We start from the raw sequence: 21,566 nt of genomic DNA, 5'->3' as shown, positions 1-21,566 counted from the left end.
CTAAGCCCGTAGCGGCCATTGGCGAACATCCATCACCGGATTCGTTGCTATCCCATCACGCGACTGACACTGATAGTGTTACCGCCACGCGTAGGACGCTTCGTACGCAAACCTCCATAGCAAACGCCGTACCACACCGCTTGCGAAAGTGATTGCGCGACACGTCAATAGCTAAACTTGTAACCTTGCGACATCTTGTTAACGGATCAACCGGGCGCGCACTTCAATCACGCACTCAATGAGAGCGCCCGCACATTTTTGGAGCAGACATGACCGAGCCCTTGATTCTTCAGCCTGTTAAGCCCGCAGACGCCTGCGTGATCTGGCTGCACGGCCTCGGCGCCGACCGTTACGACTTCCTGCCGGTGGCCGAGGCGTTGCAGGAAAGCCTGCTGAGCACGCGTTTTGTGCTGCCGCAGGCGCCGACGCGTCCAGTGACGATAAATGGCGGATATGCCATGCCCAGCTGGTACGACATCAAGGCCATGAGCCCGGCCCGGGCGATCGACCGTGACCAGTTGGAAGCTTCGGCAGAGCGCATCATCGAACTGATCGAAGCCGAGCGCGCCAGCGGAATAGACGCCTCGCGGATTTTTCTCGCCGGGTTTTCCCAGGGCGGCGCGGTGGTATTGCACACCGCATTTCTGAAGTGGCAGGGGCCGTTGGGTGGCGTGCTGGCGTTGTCGACTTACGCACCGACGTTCAGCGACGAACTGGAGTTATCCGCCAGCCAGCAGCGCATTCCGGTGCTCTCGCTGCACGGCCAGTTCGATAACGTGGTGCAGAACTCGATGGGCCGCAGTGCTTACGAGCATTTGAAGAAGCATGGTGTCACCGTGACATGGCAGGAATACCCAATGGAGCACGAAGTGTTACCTGAAGAGATTCGCGACATTGGTGTCTGGTTGAGCGAACGGCTGCGCTGATTGTCGACCAATCCCTGCCCATTGATCCCTCCTACTACGCCGCGCCCGATTCTTGCATTACACTGGCCGGCGTACATTCCTTAACCAATTGATGAGATGACCGTGCTCAAAGCACTCAAGAAAATGTTCGGTAAAAGCGAGGCTGAGCAGCTCGCGCCAGTTCCCAGTGCGCCGTCGCACGCCCCCGGTCATCGCGCCGATGCCCCGCAGGCCGACCGCCCCGCTCCCGCAGCCGCACCGAAGCCCGAAGAAAAACCCGCTGCGGCCGCGCCAATGGCCGTAGAGCCTGCACCCGGCGAAGCGCCGAAACCGGCCAGACCGCGTCGCGAACCGAAGCCCAAGGCACCGGTCATTCCATGGAAACTCGAAGACTTCGTCGTCGAACCCCAGGAAGGCAAAACCCGCTTTCACGATTTCAAGCTTGCTCCGGAACTGATGCACGCCATTCAGGACCTGGGCTTTCCTTACTGCACGCCGATCCAGGCGCAGGTGCTGGGCTTCACCCTCGCCGGCAAAGACGCCATTGGCCGCGCGCAGACCGGCACCGGCAAGACCGCCGCGTTCCTGATCTCGATCATCACCCAGTTGCTGCAGACGCCGCCGCCGAAAGAGCGCTACATGGGCGAACCGCGCGCGCTGATCATCGCGCCGACCCGTGAGCTGGTGGTGCAGATCGCCAAGGACGCCGCTGACCTGACCAAGTACACCGGCCTCAACGTCATGACGTTCGTCGGTGGTATGGATTTCGACAAACAGCTCAAGCACCTCGAAGCGCGGCATTGCGACATCCTCGTCGCCACGCCGGGCCGCTTGCTCGACTTCAACCAGCGCGGCGACGTGCACCTCGACATGGTCGAAGTGATGGTCCTGGACGAAGCCGACCGCATGCTCGACATGGGTTTCATCCCGCAGGTACGGCAGATCATTCGCCAGACCCCGCCGAAGTCCGAGCGCCAGACCCTGCTGTTCTCCGCGACCTTCACCGAAGACGTGATGAATCTGGCCAAGCAATGGACCACCGACCCGGCGATTGTCGAAATCGAAATCACCAACGTCGCCAACGAGAACGTCGAGCAGCACATCTACGCCGTGGCCGCTGCCGACAAATACAAGCTGCTCTACAACCTGGTCAACGATAACGGTTGGGAGCGAGTCATCGTGTTTGCCAACCGCAAGGACGAAGTACGCCGCATCGAAGAGCGTCTGGTGCGTGATGGCATCAACGCCGCGCAGCTGTCCGGCGACGTGCCGCAACACAAGCGCATCAAGACTCTGGAAGGCTTCCGCGAAGGCAAGATTCGCGTGCTGGTGGCCACCGATGTCGCCGGTCGCGGCATCCACATCGACGGCATCAGCCACGTGATCAACTTCACCCTGCCGGAAGTCCCGGACGATTACGTGCACCGCATTGGCCGTACCGGTCGTGCCGGCGCCGATGGCGTGTCGATCAGCTTTGCCGGCGAGGACGACTCTTACCAGTTGCCGTCGATCGAAGAAAAGCTTGGTCGCAAGATCAGCTGTGAAACCCCGCCGACGCATCTGCTGCGTGCGGTTGAGCGCAAGCGTCCGCAGTAAGCGCCACGAAATGAAAAAGCGCAGCCGGCAACGGACTGCGCTTTTTTTATGCCCGATGGTTGCTCGCCAGAACTAAAAGTCCATAATGGAAAAATAAGTTTAGTTTCGGAGCGCGAAATGTCCAGTACGCCCTATGTGATCGATCAAGCCCAGGCCCATGAGCTATTGGCGCGTATCGATGTTCCGCAAATCCTGCGCAAGCTGTTCCGCGATCTCGCGGCCGGGAACGCCGTGCAGCCGGCGCAGCAATGGGTCGAGTTTCCGCAGGGTGCCGGCGACTTCATCAACTACTTGGGTGTACTGGCCGAGGACGGCGTGTACGGAGTGAAGACTTCGCCGTACATCGTCCGTGAGCAGGGTGCGCTGGTGACGGCATGGACATTGTTGATGTCGATGAAAACCGGCCAGCCGCTGCTGCTCTGTGATGCCGGCGAACTGACCACCGCGCGCACCGCCGCGACCACGGCCGTGGCGGTCGACGCCCTCGCCCCTTTGAATGCCCAGCGACTGGCGATCATCGGCAGCGGCAAGGTTGCTCAAGCGCATCTGCATTACGCCAAAGCGCTGCGCGACTGGCAGAGCATCAGCCTGTATTCGCCGTCGCTGCTGGAAGATGCGCAAACACAGGCTGTGTTGAAGTCCATCGCGCCGTCACTGAAGATTGCCGACAGCCGCGAGACCGCCATTGGCGATGCGGATGTGATCATGCTCTGCACCTCGTCGGCCGGGCCGGTAATCGATCCTGCCGGGTTAAGCAAACCGGCGCTGATCACCTCGATCAGCACCAACGCCCCCCGCGCCCATGAAGTACCGCCGCAAAGCCTCAACGACATGCAGGTGTTCTGCGACTATCGTCTGACCACGCCGGGTTCGGCAGGTGAGATGCTGATTGCCGCCGAGCAGCATGGCTGGAACAAGGATTCGATTGTCGGCGACCTCGCCGACTTGCTCAGCGAAAAAGTGCAGCGCCCGGGTTACGACCGTCACGTGTTCTTCCGTTCAATCGGCTTGGGCCTGGAAGACATTGCCCTCGCCAATGCGGTTTATCACTTAACCCACTAACGCCAAAAATCCCCTGTGGGAGCGAGCCTGCTCGCGAATGCGGTCTGACATTCAGCGAAGATGTCGACAATACACCGCTTTCGCGAGCAGGCTCGCTCCCACAAGGGACTAGCGAACGCCTTGATATTGCGTACCCACTGGAGACCTACATGAACCACGCAGATTTCATCATCATCGGCGGCGGGATTGCCGGCGCTTCCACCGGGTTCTGGCTGGCGCCGCACGGCAAAGTGATCGTGCTTGAGCGTGAAACCCATCCCGGCTATCACTCCACCGGTCGCTCCGCCGCGCTGTACACCGCCGCCTACGGCACCGCACAGGTCCGCGCACTGACTCAGGCGAGCCGCGCGTTTTTCGACAGTCCTCCGAGCGGCTTTTGCGAGCACCCGCTGCTGACTCCGCGCGGCGAAATGACCGTCGACTTCATCGGTGATCCCGCCGAACTGAACAATCAATACCTCAGCGCCAAAGCCACCGTGCCGCAGATGCAACTGCTCAGCGCCGACGAAGCCTGCGCGCGTCTGCCGATCCTGCGCCGGGAAAAAGTCCACGGCGCGATCTACGACCCATCGGCCTGCGACATCGACACCGACGCGCTGCATCAAGGCTACCTGCGCGGCATCCGGCGCAACCACGGCGAAGTGCGCACCGATTGCGAAGTGCTCGGCTTGAGCCGCGATGCCGATGGCGTGTGGATCGTGCAGACCAATGGCGAGACGTTCAGCGCACCGGTGCTTATCAACGCCGCCGGTGCGTGGGCCGACAAGATCGCTGCCCTGGCCGGTGCGCAGCCGCTGGGTCTGCAAGCGAAACGCCGCGCCGCATTTATCTTTGCCGGCCCGGAAGGCGTGGACACTCATCATTGGCCAATGCTGGTCAGCCTCGACGAATCCTTCTACATGAAGCCCGACGCCGGCATGTTCCTCGGCTCGCCCGCCAACGCCGATCCGGTCGAACCGCACGATGTGCAGCCGGAAGAACTCGACATCGCCATGGGCATTTATCAGATCGAAGAGGCCACCACGCTGACCATCCGCCGTCCGACCCGCACCTGGGCCGGTCTGCGCAGTTTCGTTGCCGACGGTGATTTGCTCAGCGGCTTTGATCCGCAGGTGCCAGGGCTGTTCTGGGTCGCCGCGCAGGGCGGTTACGGCATTCAGACGTCGCCGGCGATGGGCCAGGCCAGTGCGGCGCTGGTGCGCGGCGAGCCATTCCCCGAGCACCTGCATCAATTCGGCCTGGACAGCGCCATGCTCTCCCCGGCCCGACTGGCTTGATCGCATCGACTCGTCCAAAAGATTGCGGCACACTCGCAGCGCCCCGGCACAAGGGGCGCTGACGCTGCCTGGAGCTCCACTGTCATGACTGCCCCTGAATTCGACCCGGCGCTGGATAACTTCCGCGCCATCGCCGACGCCATCGCCACGCTGTTCTTTCCACATGCCGAGGTGGTGCTGCACGACCTGCGCACGCAGAAGGTCGACTACATCGCCAACAACCTGTCCAAGCGCGAGATCGGCGACGACTCGTCACTGGAAGACATGCTCAGCGAGGATGTCAGCGACAGGAACATCGGCCCGTACGAAAAGCTCAACTGGGACGGTCAGAAAATTCGCAGCCTGAGCACCGTGCTGCGTGACAGCGAAAGTCGGCCGCTGGCGGTGCTGTGCATCAATCTGAATATTTCCCTGTTCGAGAACGCCAAAGCGGCGCTGGACCTGTTTCTCTCGCCGAGCAAACTGATTCCGCAGCCGGACTCACTGTTCCGTGATGACTGGCAGGAACGCATCAACACCTTCCTCCACGCCTGGTTGCGCGAGCGGCAGTTGAGCCTGAACCTGCTGACCCGCGATCACAAACGCGAACTGGTGCTGGCGCTGCACGCCGAGGGCGCGTTCAAGGGCAAGAGCGCCTCGAACTACGTGGCCAATGTGCTGAACATGGGGCGGGCGACGGTGTACAAACATTTGAAGGAATTGAAGGGCTGAAGATTTGCATCGCTAGCGCTGGCCTCTTCGCGAGCAGGCTCGCTCCCACATTTGGAATGCGTTACCCCTGTGGGAGCGAGCCTGCTCGCGAAAGCGCTTGATCAATCGCCGTAGATATCGGTCTTGAAATACTTCTCGGAAATCTTCTGATACTCGCCATTCGCGCGAATCCCGTCGATGGCGCGGTTCAACTGGCTGACCAGTTCACCGTTGCCCTTGCGCACGGCAATCCCCGCACCCTCGCCGACGTACTTCGGATCCTTCAGCTCCGGCCCGACAAACTCATAACCCTTGCCACGCGGCATCGACAGAAAGTCATTGAGCGGGATGGTGTCGGCGAAAATCGCATCGAGGCGCCCCGCCGCCAGGTCCATGTAGATTTCTTCGTTGTTGCTGTAGCGCTTGACGTTGATGCCCTTGGGTTCGAACACCTCGGTGGCATAACGATCGGTGGTGGTCGCGCGCTGCACGCCGACGTTCTTGCCTTTGAGGCTGGCGTACTGATCATCCACCGTCGCGCCTTCCTTCATGACCAGACGCGAAGAAGTGAAATAGTACTTGTGGCTGAAATCCACCGACTTCTTGCGATCTTCGTTGATGGTCATCGACGACAGCGCCATGTCGATCTTCTTCACTTTCAGCGAAGGAATCAGCCCGTCGAACTCACCTTCAACCCACACGCACTTGACCTTCATCTGCGCACACAGGGCATTGCCGATGTCGTAGTCGAAACCGACGATTTCACCTTTATCGGTTTTCGAAGCGAACGGCGGATAGGCCGCTTCGATGCCGATACGCAGGGTTTTCTCGGCGGCGAAGACGCTGGAGCAGGCCAGCAGACTGAGAGCCAGACCGGTGATGAGGGGAAGTTTCTTCATGTTCGTTCTCTCGCGGGTTGTTGTTGGTTTGGCGAAGAAGAGCAGCTACAAGCGGCAACCTGATAGCTGCAAGACAGAAGCTTTTTTGTACTTGGAAATCCATACTGGACTCTCAGGTACAAATCGTCAATCGGGTAGAGAGGGAAGGATTTTCGGTGTCACAGATGACGCCTTCGCGAGCAGGCTCGCTCCCACAGGGGAACGCTTTCCAATTGTGGGAGCGAGCCTGCTCGCGAAGACTGACCGGAGGGCGCTACAGAAACTACTTCTTCCAGCGATCCGCAGCCGCATGATCACTGTCACGCCCTTCGACCCAACGCGGGCCGTCACTGGTGTTTTCTTTTTTCCAGAACGGCGCGCGGGTTTTCAGGTAGTCCATGACGAAGGCGCAGGCATCGAACGCGGCCTGGCGGTGGGCGCTGGCGGCGCCGACGAAGACGATCGGTTCGCCCGGCTCCAGCGCGCCGATGCGGTGCAGCACTTCCAGTTTCAACAGCGGCCAGCGCTGCTCGGCTTCGACAGTGATCTTGCCCAGAGCCTTTTCGGTCATGCCCGGATAGTGTTCGAGGAACATCCCGGCCACGTCGAGCCCGTCGTTGAAGTCGCGCACATAACCGACAAAACTCACCACTGCGCCAACGCCGACATTGGCCGCGTGCATCGCATTGACTTCAGCGCCCGGATCAAACGGCTTGGCCTGCACGCGAATCGTCATGCTCAGCCTCCGGTGACGGTGGGAAAAAACGCCACTTCGTCGCCATCGACCACCGGCTCGTCGAGCTGGCAGAGATCTTCGTTGCGTGCGCACATCAGGTTCTGCTCGCTCAATACTTCGGCGCCATCACGTTGCGCCTGCATTTCAAGCACATGCGCGCGAACGTCATCGACGGTGGCGAAATCGCCTTCAACCGCAACCGAATCCACGCCCAACGCTTCACGGTAACGGGCAAAAAACTTCACGGTCAGTTTCATGGCTGCTCCGCCTGGAAGTGGCCGCTCTTGCCGCCGACTTTCTCCAGCAGACGCACGCTTTCGATGGTCATGCCCCGGTCGACGGCTTTGCACATGTCGTAAATGGTCAGGGCGGCGACGCTGGCGGCGGTCAGCGCTTCCATCTCGACACCGGTCTGCCCGGACAACTTGCAGCGGGCGACAATGCGCACGCTGTCATCGCCTTCGGCGCTGAGTTCGACTTTGACGCCAGTCAGCATCAGCGGGTGGCACAGGGGAATCAGATCGCTGGTTTTCTTCGCCGCCTGAATTCCGGCAATGCGCGCCACGGCGAACACATCACCCTTGGGATGACCGCCGCTGACGATCATCTGCAGGGTTTCAGGGAGCATGCGCACCAGCGCTTGAGCGGTCGCTTCACGGAACGTCACGGCTTTTTTAGTGACGTCGACCATGTTGGCGCGACCTTGGGAATCGAGATGAGTCAGCACGGGATTACTCCTGATCAGGAGCGTGGATTGTAAACCTGTGGGTCAGATATCCGCATCACTGATTATGAAATCACCGTTGCCCCCTGTGGGAGCGAGCCTGCTCGCGAAAGCGGATTCAGATTCACTATAGATGTCGACTGATACACCGCATTCGCGAGCAGGCTCGCTCCCACAGGAGATATGCATTTATCCATAAAAAAACCGGGCGGCTTTAAGGGCCACCCGGTTCTGGGTGAAAGGTTACAAATGCGATTCGGCGTATTCGGCCAGGATCGAGCGAGGCACCCCTTGCAGGGTGATGTGCACACCGTTGGGGAAATCCTTGAAGCGTTCGGTCAGGTAGGTCAGCCCGGAGCTGGTCGCGGACAGGTATGGGGTGTCGATCTGCGCCAGGTTGCCCAGGCACACCACTTTGGAACCGGCGCCGGCACGGGTGATGATGGTTTTCATCTGATGCGGCGTGAGGTTCTGGCATTCGTCGATCAGGATCAGGCTCTGCTGGAAGCTGCGACCACGAATATAGTTGAGCGATTTGAACTGCAACGGCACTTTGCTGAGGATGTAGTCGACGCTGCCATGGGTGTTTTCGTCATCCATGTGCAAGGCTTCGAGGTTGTCGGTGATGGCGCCCAGCCAAGGCTCCATTTTTTCCGCTTCGGTGCCGGGCAGGAAGCCGATTTCCTGGTCCAGACCCTGCACGCTGCGGGTGGCGATGATGCGGCGATAACGTTTGCTGACCATGGTCTGCTCGATCGCAGCGGCCAGCGCCAGAATGGTTTTACCGGACCCGGCGGCGCCGGACAGGTTGACCAGATGAATGTCCGGGTCAAGCAACGCGTACAGCGCCAGACTCTGATAGATGTCGCGCGGTTTCAGGCCCCACGCCTCCTGATGCAGCAGCGGTTCCTGGTGCAGGTCGAGGATCAGCAGGCGGTCTTCCTGGATTTCCTTGATCCAGCCGACAAAGCCCTGTTCGTCGATGATGAACTCGTTGATGTGCAGGGCCGGCAGATTGTCGATCAGTTGCACCTGATGCCAGGTGCGGCCGTGGTCCTGACGGGTTTCGACCTTGCTCACGCGGTCCCAGAAGGAGCCGGTCATGTTGTGGTAGCCGTTGGGCAGCAGGGACACGTCATCGACCAATTGGTCGGTGCTGTAGTCCTCGGCGTCGATGCCACAGGCGCGCGCCTTGAGGCGCATGTTGATGTCTTTGGTGACCAGCACCACCGGTTTTTGCGGATCGCGGGTATGCAGATCAATCAGTTGGTTGATGATTTTGTTGTCGTTCAGATGCTCGGGCAGAATCAGGTTTGACTCGGCCTGCTTGCTCATCAGAATTGACAGCAAGCCCTTCGGCCCGCCCTTGCCACGCTGGATCGGCACGCCCAGCTCAACGTCTTCAGGGGACGCATCGCCCAGGGTCTTGTCGATCAGGCGGATCGCCTGGCGGCATTCGGCGGCCACGCTGTGATGGCCGCTCTTGAGCTTGTCCAGCTCTTCCAGCACGGTCATCGGGATGGCGACGTGGTGTTCTTCGAAATTGAGCAGGGCATTTGGATCGTGAATCAATACGTTGGTATCGAGTACATACAGGATTGGCTGGTTGGAGGAAGGGCTGCGTCCGTGATCATCCATACTCGGTCACCTTTGTGGGAGCCATTCGACGCAATACCGTGACAGTGCTGCGCCTCGAGGTGACTGCCGAATTCATCCACGAGGGCTTGGATGAACTGCACACAATAGGAGTCTGGGAAGACGCCACCTGTGTTGCAGGTTTCGGCGGTCTGTCTTCGTAATACTCCAAAACCGATGACATAAAAAAGCTCTTTGACGGTTTTTTTAAGTTTATTTTGCAGAGTGACGAAAAGCCCTTGGCGGACTCCCCGTACCCCGCTAAAGTCGGAAGTCCGCCTGCATCGAATTCCTCCTGAAAATCACCCCAAGCCCAATGTTTCCGGGCTTTTTGTCGTTTCTCAACGAAACGCGTCCTGACAGTCTTCCCAGCCGATGCCGCTCTGCGCAGTCTGGGTGATCAGCCACGGCAGGGACGTCTTCACCGCATCCTGTTTCATGTTGAAATTGATCACCCCGTGCCGCCACAGCAGCATCAGGGTCAGCACCCGCTGCGCGCTTGCAGGGCCTTTGAGTTTGCCGGCACCGTCCTGGGCATCGATGTCCCACAGCGCCACTTGCAGGCCCTGGCTATTGAAGAAACCTTGTGCGTCACTGCGGCGCTGGCCATCCGGCGGACGGAACAGCGGCACGTAGTTTTCCGGCAGTTTGTTCTTCACCAGATCGGCGCTGCGCCGCACCGAATCCTGCCAGTCCTGCCAATGGCTGTGAGAGCGGAACTCCCAGCCCTGCACGCCAACGCACTGCCGGGAGAAACTCGCCTGCAGGCTGCTGACCGAACGGCCAGCGAGTCGCGCCTGAATATCCTTGCCCAGTACAAAGAATGTCCCGCTCAGATTAGATTTTCGCAGGTATTCGGTCAGCCAGTCGGTGTTGTCCGGTTGCACGTTGGCGGCGCTGTCGAAGGTCAGCAGAAACAGCCGGTCGTGCATGTCGTCGCCGTTGCGCTCGTAGTCGCCGAAACGATCGAATTCGTTACTGGTTTGCGGTGACAGCGCGGCCTTGCGCATCAGCTCGTCGAGGTACTGCAAATGGAAGATCCGGCTCGGCTCGGCCCATTTGGTGTAATAGCTGTCGTCGCTGACGACGAACTTGGCCGCCTGCTCGCGCAGGGTCGGCAGGTCTTCGACGAGGAAGCAGAACGAGGCGTCCTGATCGCAGCTTTGCTGGGCGTGGTTGTAGTTGGCGAGCAAGCGCTGCCAGAGGCGCTGGCGCAGCTGATTGACCGCATCGATATTGACCGTGCGCAGGCCCAGGCGCTGGGCCAGTGCCGCCTCGTCGATGGACTCGGTGCCGAGCAGGCCGCGAGCGAACATGAGGATTTCCGCCCGCGACGCGACGTCGAACAGGGTCGGGTTGCTGAGCTGCTCCGGCCAGGTCGTGCGATCCAGCGTCGCCGCATCGCCGGGCGCCGCCATGGCGCCGAAGCTCAGCAGCCACGCGGTGAATAAAAGAACAATGCGCAAAGGGATGTCTCCATAACAAAACCCGCGCGGCACTATAGCTGATGTGCAAGATTCAAGGTCGTCACCCTCACCCCAGCCCTCTCCCAGAGGGAGAGGGAGCTGACCGAGCGGTTCTTTCGATATCCGTCTACCTGAGCTATCGAGTCGAACTCAAATTTGAAGCCAGCGAACATCGGCCCCCTCTCCCTCTGGGAGAGGGCTGGGGTGAGGGTAAAATCCACCAACCGTCGCAAATCCCGGCACTTGCACCGACCTATAACCCCCATAGCTGGAGTCAACCCGGACAACCCCCTAGAATCGCCCCCACGATTAAAGGAGACGACTTCATGCTGATGGTGATTTCCCCCGCCAAGACCCTCGACTACGAAACACCGCCGGCGACCCAGCGCTTCACCCAGCCGCAGTACCTCGACCATTCCCAGGAATTGATCCAGCAGTTGCGCGAGCTGAGTCCGGCGCAGATCAGCGAGTTGATGCACGTGTCCGACAAGATCGGTGGCCTCAACGCCGCGCGTTTCGGCAGCTGGACACCCGCCTTCACCCCGGAAAACGCCAAGCAGGCCCTGCTCGCCTTCAAGGGTGACGTGTATACCGGCCTCGACGCTCAGTCCTTCAGCGAGGCGCAATTCGATTACGCGCAAAAGCACTTGCGCATGCTCTCCGGCCTTTATGGCCTGCTGCGGCCGCTGGACCTGATGCAACCCTATCGCCTGGAAATGGGCACCAAACTGGCCAACGGCCGTGGCAAGGATCTGTATGCGTTCTGGGGTACGCGCATCAGCGAGTGGCTGAATGAAGCGCTGGCCGATCAGGGCGATGACGTACTGCTCAACCTTGCATCCAACGAATACTTTTCTGCGGTCAAGCGCAGCGCCCTGAATGCGCGGATCATCAACACCGAGTTCAAGGATCAGAAGAACGGCCAGTACAAGATCATCAGTTTCTACGCGAAAAAAGCGCGCGGCCTGATGAGCCGTTTTGTGATCCAGGAACGGATCAACGACCCGGCTCAGCTCAAGCAATTCGATGTCCAGGGTTATCGCTACAGCGCCGAACAATCGAAACCCGACAATCTGGTGTTTTTGCGCGACCACGCCCCGGAATAAAGCATGCCCTTTGCACGACTCTTTTTCTCAAGAGTCGTGCAGTCCGCCCGAAGTCAAAATTCCCCCGCCGCATATCGCCAAATTCATGGCGCCAATAAAACCACACTCTATTTTCTAATTTTAGTTTCACTCGACACTGAAGTTTTTTTTCAGTAGTGGCACCTAAATTTTTTACCCGTAGTGGCACAAAACTATCGGCCCCGGTTTCGCCCCGATAACTAAAGGGCGAAATCGTTAGTGCTATCAATTTGCACCCAGTGCCATCTTCATCAATATTTCAAAAAATTTCGACTGGCACGATGAGCGGGCTGGAACTATGTCCAAATGCATTGCTCATACCACCGGTAACGATTCTCGCCGAGTTTGTACGAGATAACTTACGCAGAGCTGATAGCCATGTAACCAAGTTGTCACAGCAACTTGCCTGAGTGACTAACTAGTCTCAAAACAATCGAAGGACAGGAGATACGCACCATTAATATCCCCTACAAAGGCCAAGGCCGCGCCCCTATAAACGTGCTCGCCTGAGCACCTAACTGCTTGATTTACCGGCCCCCTACCGGACGTCGAGCAGGCTACACGACTGCACTAGAGTCTTCCCGCACGGAAGATCGGCTGCATAACAGGGCAAGTCATAACAACAAGGCCTAGTTGCGCACATCTTGAGTGCACTTATTAGACACTCGGAACTTTGTATGCCTGCACACGGCATTGTGGCGCCTGTAAGCCGCACTTCCGAGTGCACTAGTGACCGCTGAACACCATTAACTCCGGCCTTCTAAGGCCTGATATATACAGAGGTAATTGCGATGCGCATCAGCATATTTGGTTTGGGTTACGTTGGCGCAGTATGTGCCGGTTGCCTGTCTGCACGGGGCCATGACGTAGTTGGCGTCGATGTTGCCAAAGACAAGATCGACATGATTAACGCCGGCAAATCGCCGATTGTAGAACCAGGCCTGGGCGAACTGCTGCAGCAGGGTATCCAGACCGGTCGTCTTCGCGGCACGACCAACTTCGCCGAGGCGATTCGTGATACCGACCTGTCGATGATCTGCGTCGGCACGCCAAGCAAAAAGAACGGCGACCTGGAACTGAACTACATCGAGGCCGTGTGCCGCGAGATCGGTTTTGTCCTGCGTGAAAAAACCACCCGCCACACCATCGTCGTGCGCAGCACCGTGTTGCCAGGCACCGTGGCCAACGTGGTCATCCCGATTCTGGAAGACTGCTCCGGCAAGAAAGCCGGCGTCGATTTCGGCGTTGCGGTCAACCCGGAATTCCTCCGCGAATCCACCGCCATCGCTGACTACGATCAGCCACCGATGACCGTTATCGGCGAGTTCGATACCGCCTCGGGCGACGTTCTGCAATCGCTGTACGAAGAACTCGACGCCCCGATCATCCGCAAGGACATCGCCGTTGCCGAGATGATCAAGTACACCTGCAACGTCTGGCACGCGACCAAAGTGACCTTCGCCAACGAGATCGGCAACATCGCCAAAGCGGTCGGCGTCGATGGTCGTGAAGTGATGGAAGTGGTTTGCCAGGACAAGACCCTGAACCTGTCCCAGTACTACATGCGCCCGGGCTTCGCCTTCGGCGGTTCGTGCCTGCCCAAAGACGTACGTGCGCTGACCTACCGCGCCGGTTCCCTGGACGTCGAAGCACCGCTGCTCAACTCGCTGATGCGCAGTAACGAATCGCAAGTGCAGAACGCTTTCGACATCGTTGAAAGCCATGAAAAACGCAAAGTCGCCCTGCTCGGTCTGAGCTTCAAGGCCGGCACCGACGACCTGCGCGAAAGCCCGCTGGTCGAACTGGCGGAAATGCTGATCGGCAAGGGTTACGACCTGAGCATCTACGACAGCAACGTCGAATACGCCCGTGTCCACGGTGCGAACAAGGACTACATCGAATCGAAGATTCCGCACGTATCGTCCCTGCTCAACTCCGACTTCGACTCGGTGATCGATAACTCCGACGTGATCATCCTCGGCAACCGCGACGAGAAATTCCGTTCGCTGGCCCAGGAAGCGCCGCAGGGCAAGCAAGTCATCGACCTGGTGGGCTTCATGTCCAAGGCCACCAGCGCCGGTAGCCGCACCGAAGGCATTTGCTGGTAAGGCAAGCCTCAAGCTTCAAGCCGCAAGCAAAAGCAACACGCTTGCGGCTTGAAGCCTCCATCACCTTCGGATGACGGTTATGACCAAGCTCAAACATTTTTTTCTGCAATCAGCCGGCTGGCTTTTTTATCTCAGTCTGCTGATGGGCCTGGCCTTGATGCTGCCCACGTCCACATTCGACTCCGAGTCGAAGGACTTCATTTTCCTGATTGGCGCCGTGGGTATCTGGCGCTACTCGATGGGTGCAACGCACTTTGTGCGCGGCATGATTTTTCTCTACATCGTTTACCCGCACCTGCGTCGCAAAGTACGCAAGCTGGGTAAAGCGGCCGATCCGTCGCATGTGTTTCTGATGGTCACCAGCTTTCGTATTGACGCGCTGACAACCGCGCAGGTCTACAGCTCGGTGATCCGCGAAGCCATCGACTGCGAACTGCCGACCACCATTGTCTGCTCGATCGTGGAAATGTCCGACGAGCTGCTGGTCAAGGCGCTGTGGGCACGGATGAATCCGCCGGAGCGGGTCAAGCTCGACTTCGTGCGCATTCCCGGCACCGGCAAGCGCGATGGTCTGGCCTTCGGTTTCCGTGCGATCTCCCGTCACCTGCCGGACGACCGTGCCGTGGTGGCCGTGATCGACGGCGACACCGTGCTCGGCGAAGGCGTCGTGCGCAAGACCGTGCCGTGGTTCCAGCTGTTCGGCAATGTCGGCGGCCTGACCACCAACGAGTTCTGCGAAGTGCGCGGCGGTTACATCATGAGCGAATGGCACAAGCTGCGTTTCGCCCAGCGCCACATCAACATGTGCTCGATGGCCCTGTCCAAGCGCGTACTGACCATGACCGGTCGGATGTCGGTTTTCAAAGCCTCCGTGGTGACCAATCCGGAGTTCATCGCCGACGTTGAAAGCGACTCGCTGCAACACTGGCGTCTGGGCCGCTTCAAGTTCCTGACCGGTGACGACAAGTCGAGCTGGTTCAGCCTGATGCGCCTGGGTTACGACACCTTCTACGTGCCGGACGCCGCGATCAACACCGTTGAGCATCCGCCGGAAAAGAGCTTCATCAAGGCCAGCCGCAAGCTGATGTTCCGCTGGTACGGCAACAACCTGCGCCAGAATTCGCGCGCACTGGGCCTGGGTATCCGCCGCCTCGGCGCGTTCACCTCGGTGGTGCTGTTCGACCAGCGCGTATCGATGTGGACCTCGCTGCTCGGCCTGACCGTCGCACTGATCGCCAGCTTCAAGTACGGCACCGCGTTCATCCTCGTGTACCTGCTGTGGATCGGTATCACCCGCCTGATCCTGACGCTGTTGCTGTCGTGTTCCGGTCACCGCATCGGCCCTGCTTACCCGGCGATTCTGTATTACAACCAGATCGTTGGCGCCCTGGTGAAGATCTACGTGTTCTTCCGCCTCGACCAACAATCCTGGACTCGCCAGCCCACATCCCTGACCCGTGATCTCGCCAGCTTTCAACGTTGGTTCAACACCTGGTCGTCTCGGACCATGACCTTCTCCGCCGGCAGCATTTTTGTCGCCGTGCTGCTGATGATGGTCTGACCCGCTCCTATTGAATTAACAAGGAAATCGCCCCTATGAATACCGCCGTCAACGTCAACGTAGTGCATGAATCCGAAGCCCAGCGCCAGCACGCTCGCGTGAAAATCCCGGCCAAGCTGCGTTTCTTCGGCCCTGACCGGACTCCGCTCGAAGCGCGGGTCCTCGATCTGTCGGCTGGCGGTCTGGCGTTCAACGCCGGGCAGATGCCACTGACCATCGGCGAGGTGTACAAGGCGCGTCTGCAATTTGTCATCGACAACCTCGGCCTGGCCATGGACGTTGAACTGCAGGTGCGTTCCTTTGACCGCGCCACCGGCCGCGCCGGCTGCCAGTTCCAGAACCTCGAGCCGCAGGACATTTCCACCCTGCGCCACCTGATCACTTCGCACCTGGCCGGCGACATCGTCAGCATCGGCGAAGTGCTGGCGACCCTGCAGCGCGACAACTTCACCAAGGCGCGCAAGAACAAGACCAACGACACCGGCATGACCCCGTTCGGCCGCCTGAAAGCCGTGACCTTCAGCGCCGGTATTTTCGCTGTTGGTCTGGTCGCTGCCGGTTTCATCTTCAAGTCGGTGTACGGCATGTACTTCGTCAGCCACGCCCAGGCCGGTCTGGTCAGCGTGCCGGGGATGAACATCACCATGCCGCGTGACGGCACCGTACAGAGCCTGGTCAAGTCCGACGGCGTTGCCGCCAAAGGCGCACCGCTGGCGACCTTCAGCACCAGCATGCTCGACGTGCTCAAGGGCCATCTGGCCGAAGACCAACTGGCCCCGGCCAAGGTTGAAGAACTGTTCGGCAAGCAAATGACCGGCACCCTGACTTCGCCGTGCGACTGCACCGTGGCCCAGCAACTGGTGGCTGACGGGCAGTACGCGAGCAAGGGCGACGTGATCTTCCAGTTGGTGCCGCGCAACACCCAGGCCAATGTTGAAGCACGCTTCTCCTATCGCCAGTTCGGCGACGTGCGCCCGGGCACCCCGGTGAGCTTCCAGATCGCCGGCGAAGACAAGACCCGCACCGGCAAGATCGTCAGCAGCACGAGCCTGAAGAGCGCCGACCTGTCCTCCGACATCCGCGTGCAGATCCAGCCTGACGAGCCGCTCGACAGCAGCCTGGCCGGCCGCCCGGTTGAAGTGAACAGCGACCGTGGCCCGAACCTGAACTGGCTGATCGACAAAGCCATGGCTGCCGGTCTTTAAGTCGAGGACATGCCTGTGACTACGCATAACTTGAACACACCGCCGACCCTGTGGGAGCGAGCCTGCTCGCGAAAGGGCCAGCGCGGTTTGTCTGAAGTACCGAGTCGACTGCTTCGCGAGCAGGCTCGCTCCCACATGGGATTGATGGTGTGCTCGCTGGCACTGGCAGTTTCTCTGGCCGGTTGCGCCGGGCTGCCCGATCAGCGTCTGGCCAACGAAGCGCTCAAGCGTGGCGACACCGCCACCGCTGCGCAGAATTACCAGCAACTGGCCGATCTGGGTTACAGCGAGGCGCAAGTCGGCCTGGCCGATATCCAGGTCGACAGCCGCGACCCGGCGCAGATGAAACAGGCCGAAGCGACTTACCGCGCAGCGGCCAGCGTGTCGCCGCGTGCCCAGGCACGTCTCGGTCGTTTGCTGGTGGCCAAGCCGGGCTCCACCGAAGCCGAGCACCACGAAGCCGAAACCCTGCTGAAAAAAGCCGCCGCCAATGGCGAAGGCAACACGTTGATCCCGCTGGCGATGCTGTACCTGCAATACCCGCACAGCTTCCCCAACATCAACGCGCAGCAGCAGATCGATCAGTGGCGCAAGTCGGGCTACCCGGAAGCGGGTCTGGCGCAGGTGCTGCTGTATCGCACCCAGGGCACTTACGACCAGCATCTGGATGACGTGGAAAAGATCTGCAAGGCCGCGCTCAATACCACCGACATCTGCTACGTCGAACTGGCCACCGTCTACCAGAAACGTGGCCAGGCGGACCAACAGGCCGAGCTGATCAAGCAGATGCAGGCCGGTTACAGCCGTGGCACCGTCACCGCGCAGCGTGTCGACTCCGTAGCCCGCGTGCTGGCCGATTCGACCCTGGGCAAGACTGACGAAAAAACCGCGCAGGCGCTGCTCGAGCCGATCGCTCCGGGCTACCCGGCATCGTGGGTCACCCTCGCCCAACTGCTTTACGACTTCCCCGAACTGGGCGACGTCGACCAGATGATGAAGTACCTGGACAACGGTCGCGCTGCCGACCAGCCGCGCGCCGAACTGCTGCTGGGCAAGGTCTACTACGAAGGCAAAATGGTCCCGGCCGACGCGAAAGTCGCCGAGGAACACTTCCAGAAAGCCGTTGGCCGCGAAGTGGCCGCCGATTACTACCTCGGCCAGATCTACCGTCGTGGCTACCTGGGCAAGGTCTATCCGCAGAAGGCTCTGGACCACCTGCTGACCGCTGCGCGCAACGGCCAGAACAGTGCCGACTTCGCCATCGCCCAGTTGTTTTCCCAAGGCAAGGGTACCAAGCCCGACCCGCTGAACGCCTACGTATTCAGCCAACTGGCCAAGGCCCAGAACACCCCGCAAGCCGATGAACTGGCAGCGACCCTCGAGGCGCAACTGCCGCCCGAGCGCCTGCCCGAAGCCCGCCGCCTGTTGCAACAGGAACAGGCCAGCCGTGGCGCCCTGAACTCGAACACGCTGCAACTGCACGCCCTGCAAGAAGAAGACGGCGAGGAAAAACTATGAAGCTGAACCCATTCGTGAAGGCCGGTATTGGCCTCACCTTCGCGCTGATCTGGTCTTGCCCGACACTGGCTGCGATGACTGAAACCAAGAACTTCGGCCTGGAAGTGAAACTCACCGGCCAGTCCGAAGACGACCGTGACCTCGGCACTGCCGGCGGCGGTGACGTCAATGGCGTGGGCCTCGACCTGCGTCCGTGGATCTACGGCGAAAGCGGCGCGTGGAGCGCCTACGCGATGGGTCAGGCGGTGACCTCGACCGACATCATCGAGACCGACACCCTGCAACAATCCGACGGCGAACAAGCCACCGACAACAGTGATCGCAAAACCAAGAAGAACTACCTGGCGATGCGCGAGTTCTGGGTCGGCTACAGCGGCCTCACCCCGTACCCGGGCGAGATGCTCAAGTTCGGTCGCCAGCGTCTGCGCAATGACGACGGCCAATGGCGTGACACCAACATCGAAGCGCTGAACTGGACCTTCGACACCACCCTGCTGCGGGCCAATGCCGGTGTTGCCGAGCGTTTCAGCGAATACCGCACCGACTTGAAAGAGCTGGCGCCGAAAGACAAGGATCGCCTGCACGCCTACGCCGACGCTGCTTACCAGTGGACACCGGGCCAGTGGGTCGGCATTCGCGGCCACCACACTCACGATGACGGCAAACTCGATTACGCCGAGCCGGGCGTCCCGCGCGACTCGCTGGACAAGACCGAGAACGGCGACATCAGCTGGATCGGCCTGACCGCTGACAGCGACGCCTACAACTGGCGCAACACCAACACCGTCAACTACTGGGGCAGCATCACCGGCATGAGCGGCGACCGCGACACGGTCAACGCGCTGAACGCCGACGGCACGCGCCCGACACAAGCCAAGCGCAGCGATGACATCAGCGGCTGGGCAGCCGATGTCGGCGTGCGTCTGCGCCTCGATCCGCAGTGGCAAGTCGGCGGTGCCTACGCCCGCGCCAGTGCCGATTACGAACAGAACGGTCTGGAGAGCAACCGCTCCAACTACACCGGTACCCGCTCGCGCGTGCACCGTTTCGGCGAAGCGTTCCGTGGCGAAATGAACAACATGCAGACCGCCACCCTGTTCGGTTCGTGGATGGTCAACGACGAGTACGACGCCAGCCTGATCTACCACAAGTTCTGGCGTGTCGACGGCAACAAGCCGGTCGGCAGCAACGGCATCAATGCGGTGGAAAACAACACCGACGACGTCACCGGCGCGATCCTCTCCAGCACATCCTTGCCGCTTGAAGATGGCAACAAGGACCTGGGTCAGGAAATGGACCTGGTCGTCACCAAGTACTTCAAGCAAGGCCTGTTGCCGGCGGCGTTGAGCCAGTCGATCGACGAGCCTTCGGCACTGGTGCGTTTCCGTGGCGGTGTGTTCAAACCGGGCGATGCCTACGGCAGCCAGGTTGATTCCTACATGCACCGCGCATTCATTGACGTGATCTGGCGCTTCTGATGCAAACCGCCAAGGGAGTGCCCGACATGATCAGCACCAGAACAGGCTCACTCAGCCTGCTGGCCGGCGCGATGCTGCTGGCCAGCGCCAGCGCCTTCGCCAATGTTGAACCGGCGAAACCTGCGACCGTGGCCAAAGAACTGCAACAGGCCAAGACCTACACCGTCAGCAGCGCGCCGACCGACGCACTGAAACTGGCCAAGCCGACACTGCCCGATCTGTCCGGCTTCACCGCCGAAGCCGCTGCCGCGAAGATCGTGCGCAGCAAGCCGGGCAAGATCAGCGTGCGCCGGATGATGCAGGAAAACGCCCTGAAGGACTTCATCGGCGGCGATAACAAGATGGCCGAATGGGTGGTGCGTCAGCACGGCATCCCGCAGGCGATCTTCATCGACGACGGCTACATGAACCTCAAGGATCTGGCGAAAAAACTGCCCAAGCAGTATTTCAGCGAGACCGCTCCGGGCGTGTACCTGGCCAAATTGCCGATCGTGGTCGGCGAGAAAGGCATCCTCGAAATCGACGGTCAGACCCAGGAACTGCGCCTGTCCCAAGAGGCCGGTTCGTTCCTGGTCAACGACGGCAAACTGTTCGTGCGTGACACCAAAGTCACCGGCTGGCGCGAGAAGGACAACGGCCCGGCGACCTTCCGTTCGCCGAAGGAATTCCGTCCGTTCCTGCTCTCCTGGGGCGGCACCGAGACCTACATCGTCAACAGCAAGATGGCCAGTTTCGGTTACGCCAACAGTAAGTCGTACGGGGTAAGTATTTCCCAGTACACGCCGAACATGGCCAAAGTCCTCAAGCGCCCGGAACCGACCGGCTGGATCGTCGGCTCCGAGTTCTCGGACATGTGGTACGGCTTCTACTGCTACGAAACCAGCGACTTTGTGGTCAAGGGCAACACCTACAAAGACAACATCGTCTACGGCATCGACCCGCATGACCGCTCGCACCGTCTGATCATTGCCGAGAACACCGTTCATGGCACGAAGAAGAAGCACGGGATCATCATTTCCCGTGAGGTCAACGACAGCTTCATCTTCAACAACAAGAGTTTCGACAACAAGTTGTCGGGCCTGGTGATCGACCGTAACAGCGTCAACAACATCATTGCCTACAACGAGATCTACAAGAACCACACCGACGGCATCACGCTCTACGAGTCCGCCGACAACCTGCTGTGGGGAAACAAGGTCATCAGCAATACCCGTCACGGCATTCGTATTCGTAACAGCGTGAACATCCGCCTCTACGAAAACGTCGCCATGACCAACGGCCTGACCGGTATCTACGGCCACATCAAGGACCTGACCGACACCGACCGTGACATCAAGCTCGACCCGTTCGACGCGCAGGTCTCGCTGATCGTCGTCGGCGGCGAGCTGGCGGCCAATGGCAGCGGCCCGCTGTCGATCGACTCGCCGCTGAGTGTCGAGCTGTATCGCGTGTCGATGCTGGCGCCGACCAAGTCCAGCGGGATCAGCTTCAACGGCATTCTCGGCGAGCGCCAGGATGAAATTCTCGATCTGTTGGTGCGCCAGCAGAAAGCCGTGCTGATCGACCCTGTCGAACGCCAGACCGAATTGCAGGACTGAGGATA

Annotated in this window: 18 protein-coding genes; 12 read left to right on the top strand and 6 right to left on the bottom strand. The window is 59.9% G+C overall.

Annotated elements, in window-relative coordinates; all coding sequences use genetic code 11:
• Window positions 1-269: 269 nt before the first annotated feature.
• The 5 genes from AB4N85_RS26560 (at window position 270) to AB4N85_RS26540 (ending at window position 5,551) form a co-directional block, all read left to right on the top strand.
• Complete coding sequence (locus AB4N85_RS26560; protein WP_056783069.1) at window positions 270-926, top strand: alpha/beta hydrolase; 657 nt, start codon at window positions 270-272, stop codon at window positions 924-926.
• A gap of 96 nt (window positions 927-1,022) precedes the next feature.
• Window positions 1,023-2,501 carry an ATP-dependent RNA helicase RhlB gene (rhlB, locus tag AB4N85_RS26555; RefSeq protein WP_056783067.1) on the top strand — a complete coding sequence of 493 codons (1,479 nt, stop codon included), beginning with the start codon at window positions 1,023-1,025 and terminating at the stop codon, window positions 2,499-2,501.
• 117 nt (window positions 2,502-2,618) lie between these two features.
• Window positions 2,619-3,563: an ornithine cyclodeaminase family protein gene (locus tag AB4N85_RS26550; protein ID WP_423663170.1), complete on the top strand. Its 945-nt coding sequence runs from the start codon at window positions 2,619-2,621 to the stop codon at window positions 3,561-3,563.
• A gap of 149 nt (window positions 3,564-3,712) precedes the next feature.
• The gene (locus tag AB4N85_RS26545) at window positions 3,713-4,840 is read left to right on the top strand and encodes an FAD-binding oxidoreductase (RefSeq protein WP_315435695.1); all 1,128 of its coding nucleotides are present in this window, start codon (window positions 3,713-3,715) and stop codon (window positions 4,838-4,840) included.
• An 84-nt stretch (window positions 4,841-4,924) separates the two neighbouring features.
• Entirely contained in the window at window positions 4,925-5,551 is a 627-nt protein-coding gene (locus AB4N85_RS26540; RefSeq protein ID WP_016771588.1) for a helix-turn-helix transcriptional regulator, read from the top strand.
• Window positions 5,552-5,652: 101 nt separating this feature from the next.
• On the opposite strand, the gene AB4N85_RS26535 is transcribed toward AB4N85_RS26540, so the two are convergent.
• The 6 genes from AB4N85_RS26535 to AB4N85_RS26510 form a co-directional block, all read right to left on the bottom strand.
• Window positions 5,653-6,429 carry an ABC transporter substrate-binding protein gene (locus tag AB4N85_RS26535; RefSeq protein ID WP_252868833.1) on the bottom strand — a complete coding sequence of 259 codons (777 nt, stop codon included), beginning with the start codon at window positions 6,427-6,429 and terminating at the stop codon, window positions 5,653-5,655.
• Window positions 6,430-6,691: 262 nt separating this feature from the next.
• Window positions 6,692-7,144: a molybdopterin synthase catalytic subunit MoaE gene (gene moaE, locus AB4N85_RS26530; protein WP_095180425.1), complete on the bottom strand. Its 453-nt coding sequence runs from the start codon at window positions 7,142-7,144 to the stop codon at window positions 6,692-6,694.
• 2 nt (window positions 7,145-7,146) lie between these two features.
• The gene (locus AB4N85_RS26525; RefSeq protein WP_041479493.1) at window positions 7,147-7,401 is read right to left on the bottom strand and encodes a MoaD/ThiS family protein; all 255 of its coding nucleotides are present in this window, start codon (window positions 7,399-7,401) and stop codon (window positions 7,147-7,149) included.
• Window positions 7,398-7,871, bottom strand: a complete 474-nt coding sequence (gene moaC, locus AB4N85_RS26520) for a cyclic pyranopterin monophosphate synthase MoaC (protein WP_252868832.1) — start codon at window positions 7,869-7,871, stop codon at window positions 7,398-7,400. Before moaC ends, AB4N85_RS26525 begins: the two co-directional genes overlap by 4 nt.
• Before the next feature lie 240 nt (window positions 7,872-8,111).
• Window positions 8,112-9,506, bottom strand: a complete 1,395-nt coding sequence (locus tag AB4N85_RS26515) for a PhoH family protein (RefSeq protein ID WP_460066490.1) — start codon at window positions 9,504-9,506, stop codon at window positions 8,112-8,114.
• 338 nt (window positions 9,507-9,844) lie between these two features.
• Window positions 9,845-10,921, bottom strand: a complete 1,077-nt coding sequence (locus tag AB4N85_RS26510) for a polysaccharide deacetylase family protein (RefSeq protein WP_370695134.1) — start codon at window positions 10,919-10,921, stop codon at window positions 9,845-9,847.
• Window positions 10,922-11,295: 374 nt separating this feature from the next.
• On the opposite strand from AB4N85_RS26510, the gene yaaA reads away from it, so the two are divergent.
• From yaaA to algG, 7 genes are all read left to right on the top strand, one after another.
• Window positions 11,296-12,075: a peroxide stress protein YaaA gene (gene yaaA, locus AB4N85_RS26505; protein ID WP_095180422.1), complete on the top strand. Its 780-nt coding sequence runs from the start codon at window positions 11,296-11,298 to the stop codon at window positions 12,073-12,075.
• A gap of 809 nt (window positions 12,076-12,884) precedes the next feature.
• Window positions 12,885-14,201, top strand: a complete 1,317-nt coding sequence (locus tag AB4N85_RS26500) for a nucleotide sugar dehydrogenase (RefSeq protein ID WP_016771595.1) — start codon at window positions 12,885-12,887, stop codon at window positions 14,199-14,201.
• A gap of 79 nt (window positions 14,202-14,280) precedes the next feature.
• On the top strand, window positions 14,281-15,762 hold the full coding sequence (gene alg8 / locus AB4N85_RS26495; RefSeq protein WP_162098720.1) for a mannuronan synthase: 1,482 nt from the start codon (window positions 14,281-14,283) through the stop codon (window positions 15,760-15,762).
• A 35-nt stretch (window positions 15,763-15,797) separates the two neighbouring features.
• A complete protein-coding gene (locus AB4N85_RS26490; RefSeq protein ID WP_024011680.1) occupies window positions 15,798-16,967 on the top strand; it encodes an alginate biosynthesis protein Alg44 in 1,170 nt (389 codons plus the stop codon).
• Between the two features lie 9 nt (window positions 16,968-16,976).
• Window positions 16,977-18,485 (top strand): alginate biosynthesis TPR repeat lipoprotein AlgK, encoded by a 1,509-nt coding sequence (gene algK, locus AB4N85_RS26485; RefSeq protein ID WP_177342702.1) that lies wholly within the window; start codon window positions 16,977-16,979, stop codon window positions 18,483-18,485.
• On the top strand, window positions 18,482-19,963 hold the full coding sequence (locus tag AB4N85_RS26480) for an alginate export family protein (RefSeq protein WP_041479487.1): 1,482 nt from the start codon (window positions 18,482-18,484) through the stop codon (window positions 19,961-19,963). Before algK ends, AB4N85_RS26480 begins: the two co-directional genes overlap by 4 nt.
• Before the next feature lie 26 nt (window positions 19,964-19,989).
• On the top strand, window positions 19,990-21,561 hold the full coding sequence (gene algG / locus AB4N85_RS26475; RefSeq protein WP_460066484.1) for a mannuronan 5-epimerase AlgG: 1,572 nt from the start codon (window positions 19,990-19,992) through the stop codon (window positions 21,559-21,561).
• Window positions 21,562-21,566 lie beyond the last annotated feature (5 nt).

The sequence above is a fragment of the Pseudomonas sp. H1_G08 genome (genome assembly GCF_054681355.1).
The sequence above is the reverse complement of the archived record's forward strand: the minus strand, read 5'-3'. Positions and strand labels throughout refer to the sequence as shown.

Excerpts from the sequence above, each read along its gene's own strand:
- AB4N85_RS26560 (WP_056783069.1), top strand. The coding sequence starts at position 270 with ATGACCGAGCCCTTGATTCTTCAGCCTGTTAAGCCCGCAGACGCCTGC.
- rhlB (WP_056783067.1), top strand. The coding sequence starts at position 1,023 with ATGACCGTGCTCAAAGCACTCAAGAAAATGTTCGGTAAAAGCGAGGCT.
- AB4N85_RS26550 (WP_423663170.1), top strand. The coding sequence starts at position 2,619 with ATGTCCAGTACGCCCTATGTGATCGATCAAGCCCAGGCCCATGAGCTA.
- AB4N85_RS26545 (WP_315435695.1), top strand. The coding sequence starts at position 3,713 with ATGAACCACGCAGATTTCATCATCATCGGCGGCGGGATTGCCGGCGCT.
- AB4N85_RS26540 (WP_016771588.1), top strand. The coding sequence starts at position 4,925 with ATGACTGCCCCTGAATTCGACCCGGCGCTGGATAACTTCCGCGCCATC.
- AB4N85_RS26535 (WP_252868833.1), bottom strand. The coding sequence starts at position 6,429 with ATGAAGAAACTTCCCCTCATCACCGGTCTGGCTCTCAGTCTGCTGGCC.
- moaE (WP_095180425.1), bottom strand. The coding sequence starts at position 7,144 with ATGACGATTCGCGTGCAGGCCAAGCCGTTTGATCCGGGCGCTGAAGTC.
- AB4N85_RS26525 (WP_041479493.1), bottom strand. The coding sequence starts at position 7,401 with ATGAAACTGACCGTGAAGTTTTTTGCCCGTTACCGTGAAGCGTTGGGC.
- AB4N85_RS26515 (WP_460066490.1), bottom strand. The coding sequence starts at position 9,506 with ATGGATGATCACGGACGCAGCCCTTCCTCCAACCAGCCAATCCTGTAT.
- AB4N85_RS26510 (WP_370695134.1), bottom strand. The coding sequence starts at position 10,921 with ATGGCGGCGCCCGGCGATGCGGCGACGCTGGATCGCACGACCTGGCCG.
- yaaA (WP_095180422.1), top strand. The coding sequence starts at position 11,296 with ATGCTGATGGTGATTTCCCCCGCCAAGACCCTCGACTACGAAACACCG.
- AB4N85_RS26500 (WP_016771595.1), top strand. The coding sequence starts at position 12,885 with ATGCGCATCAGCATATTTGGTTTGGGTTACGTTGGCGCAGTATGTGCC.
- alg8 (WP_162098720.1), top strand. The coding sequence starts at position 14,281 with ATGACCAAGCTCAAACATTTTTTTCTGCAATCAGCCGGCTGGCTTTTT.
- AB4N85_RS26490 (WP_024011680.1), top strand. The coding sequence starts at position 15,798 with ATGAATACCGCCGTCAACGTCAACGTAGTGCATGAATCCGAAGCCCAG.
- algK (WP_177342702.1), top strand. The coding sequence starts at position 16,977 with ATGCCTGTGACTACGCATAACTTGAACACACCGCCGACCCTGTGGGAG.
- AB4N85_RS26480 (WP_041479487.1), top strand. The coding sequence starts at position 18,482 with ATGAAGCTGAACCCATTCGTGAAGGCCGGTATTGGCCTCACCTTCGCG.
- algG (WP_460066484.1), top strand. The coding sequence starts at position 19,990 with ATGATCAGCACCAGAACAGGCTCACTCAGCCTGCTGGCCGGCGCGATG.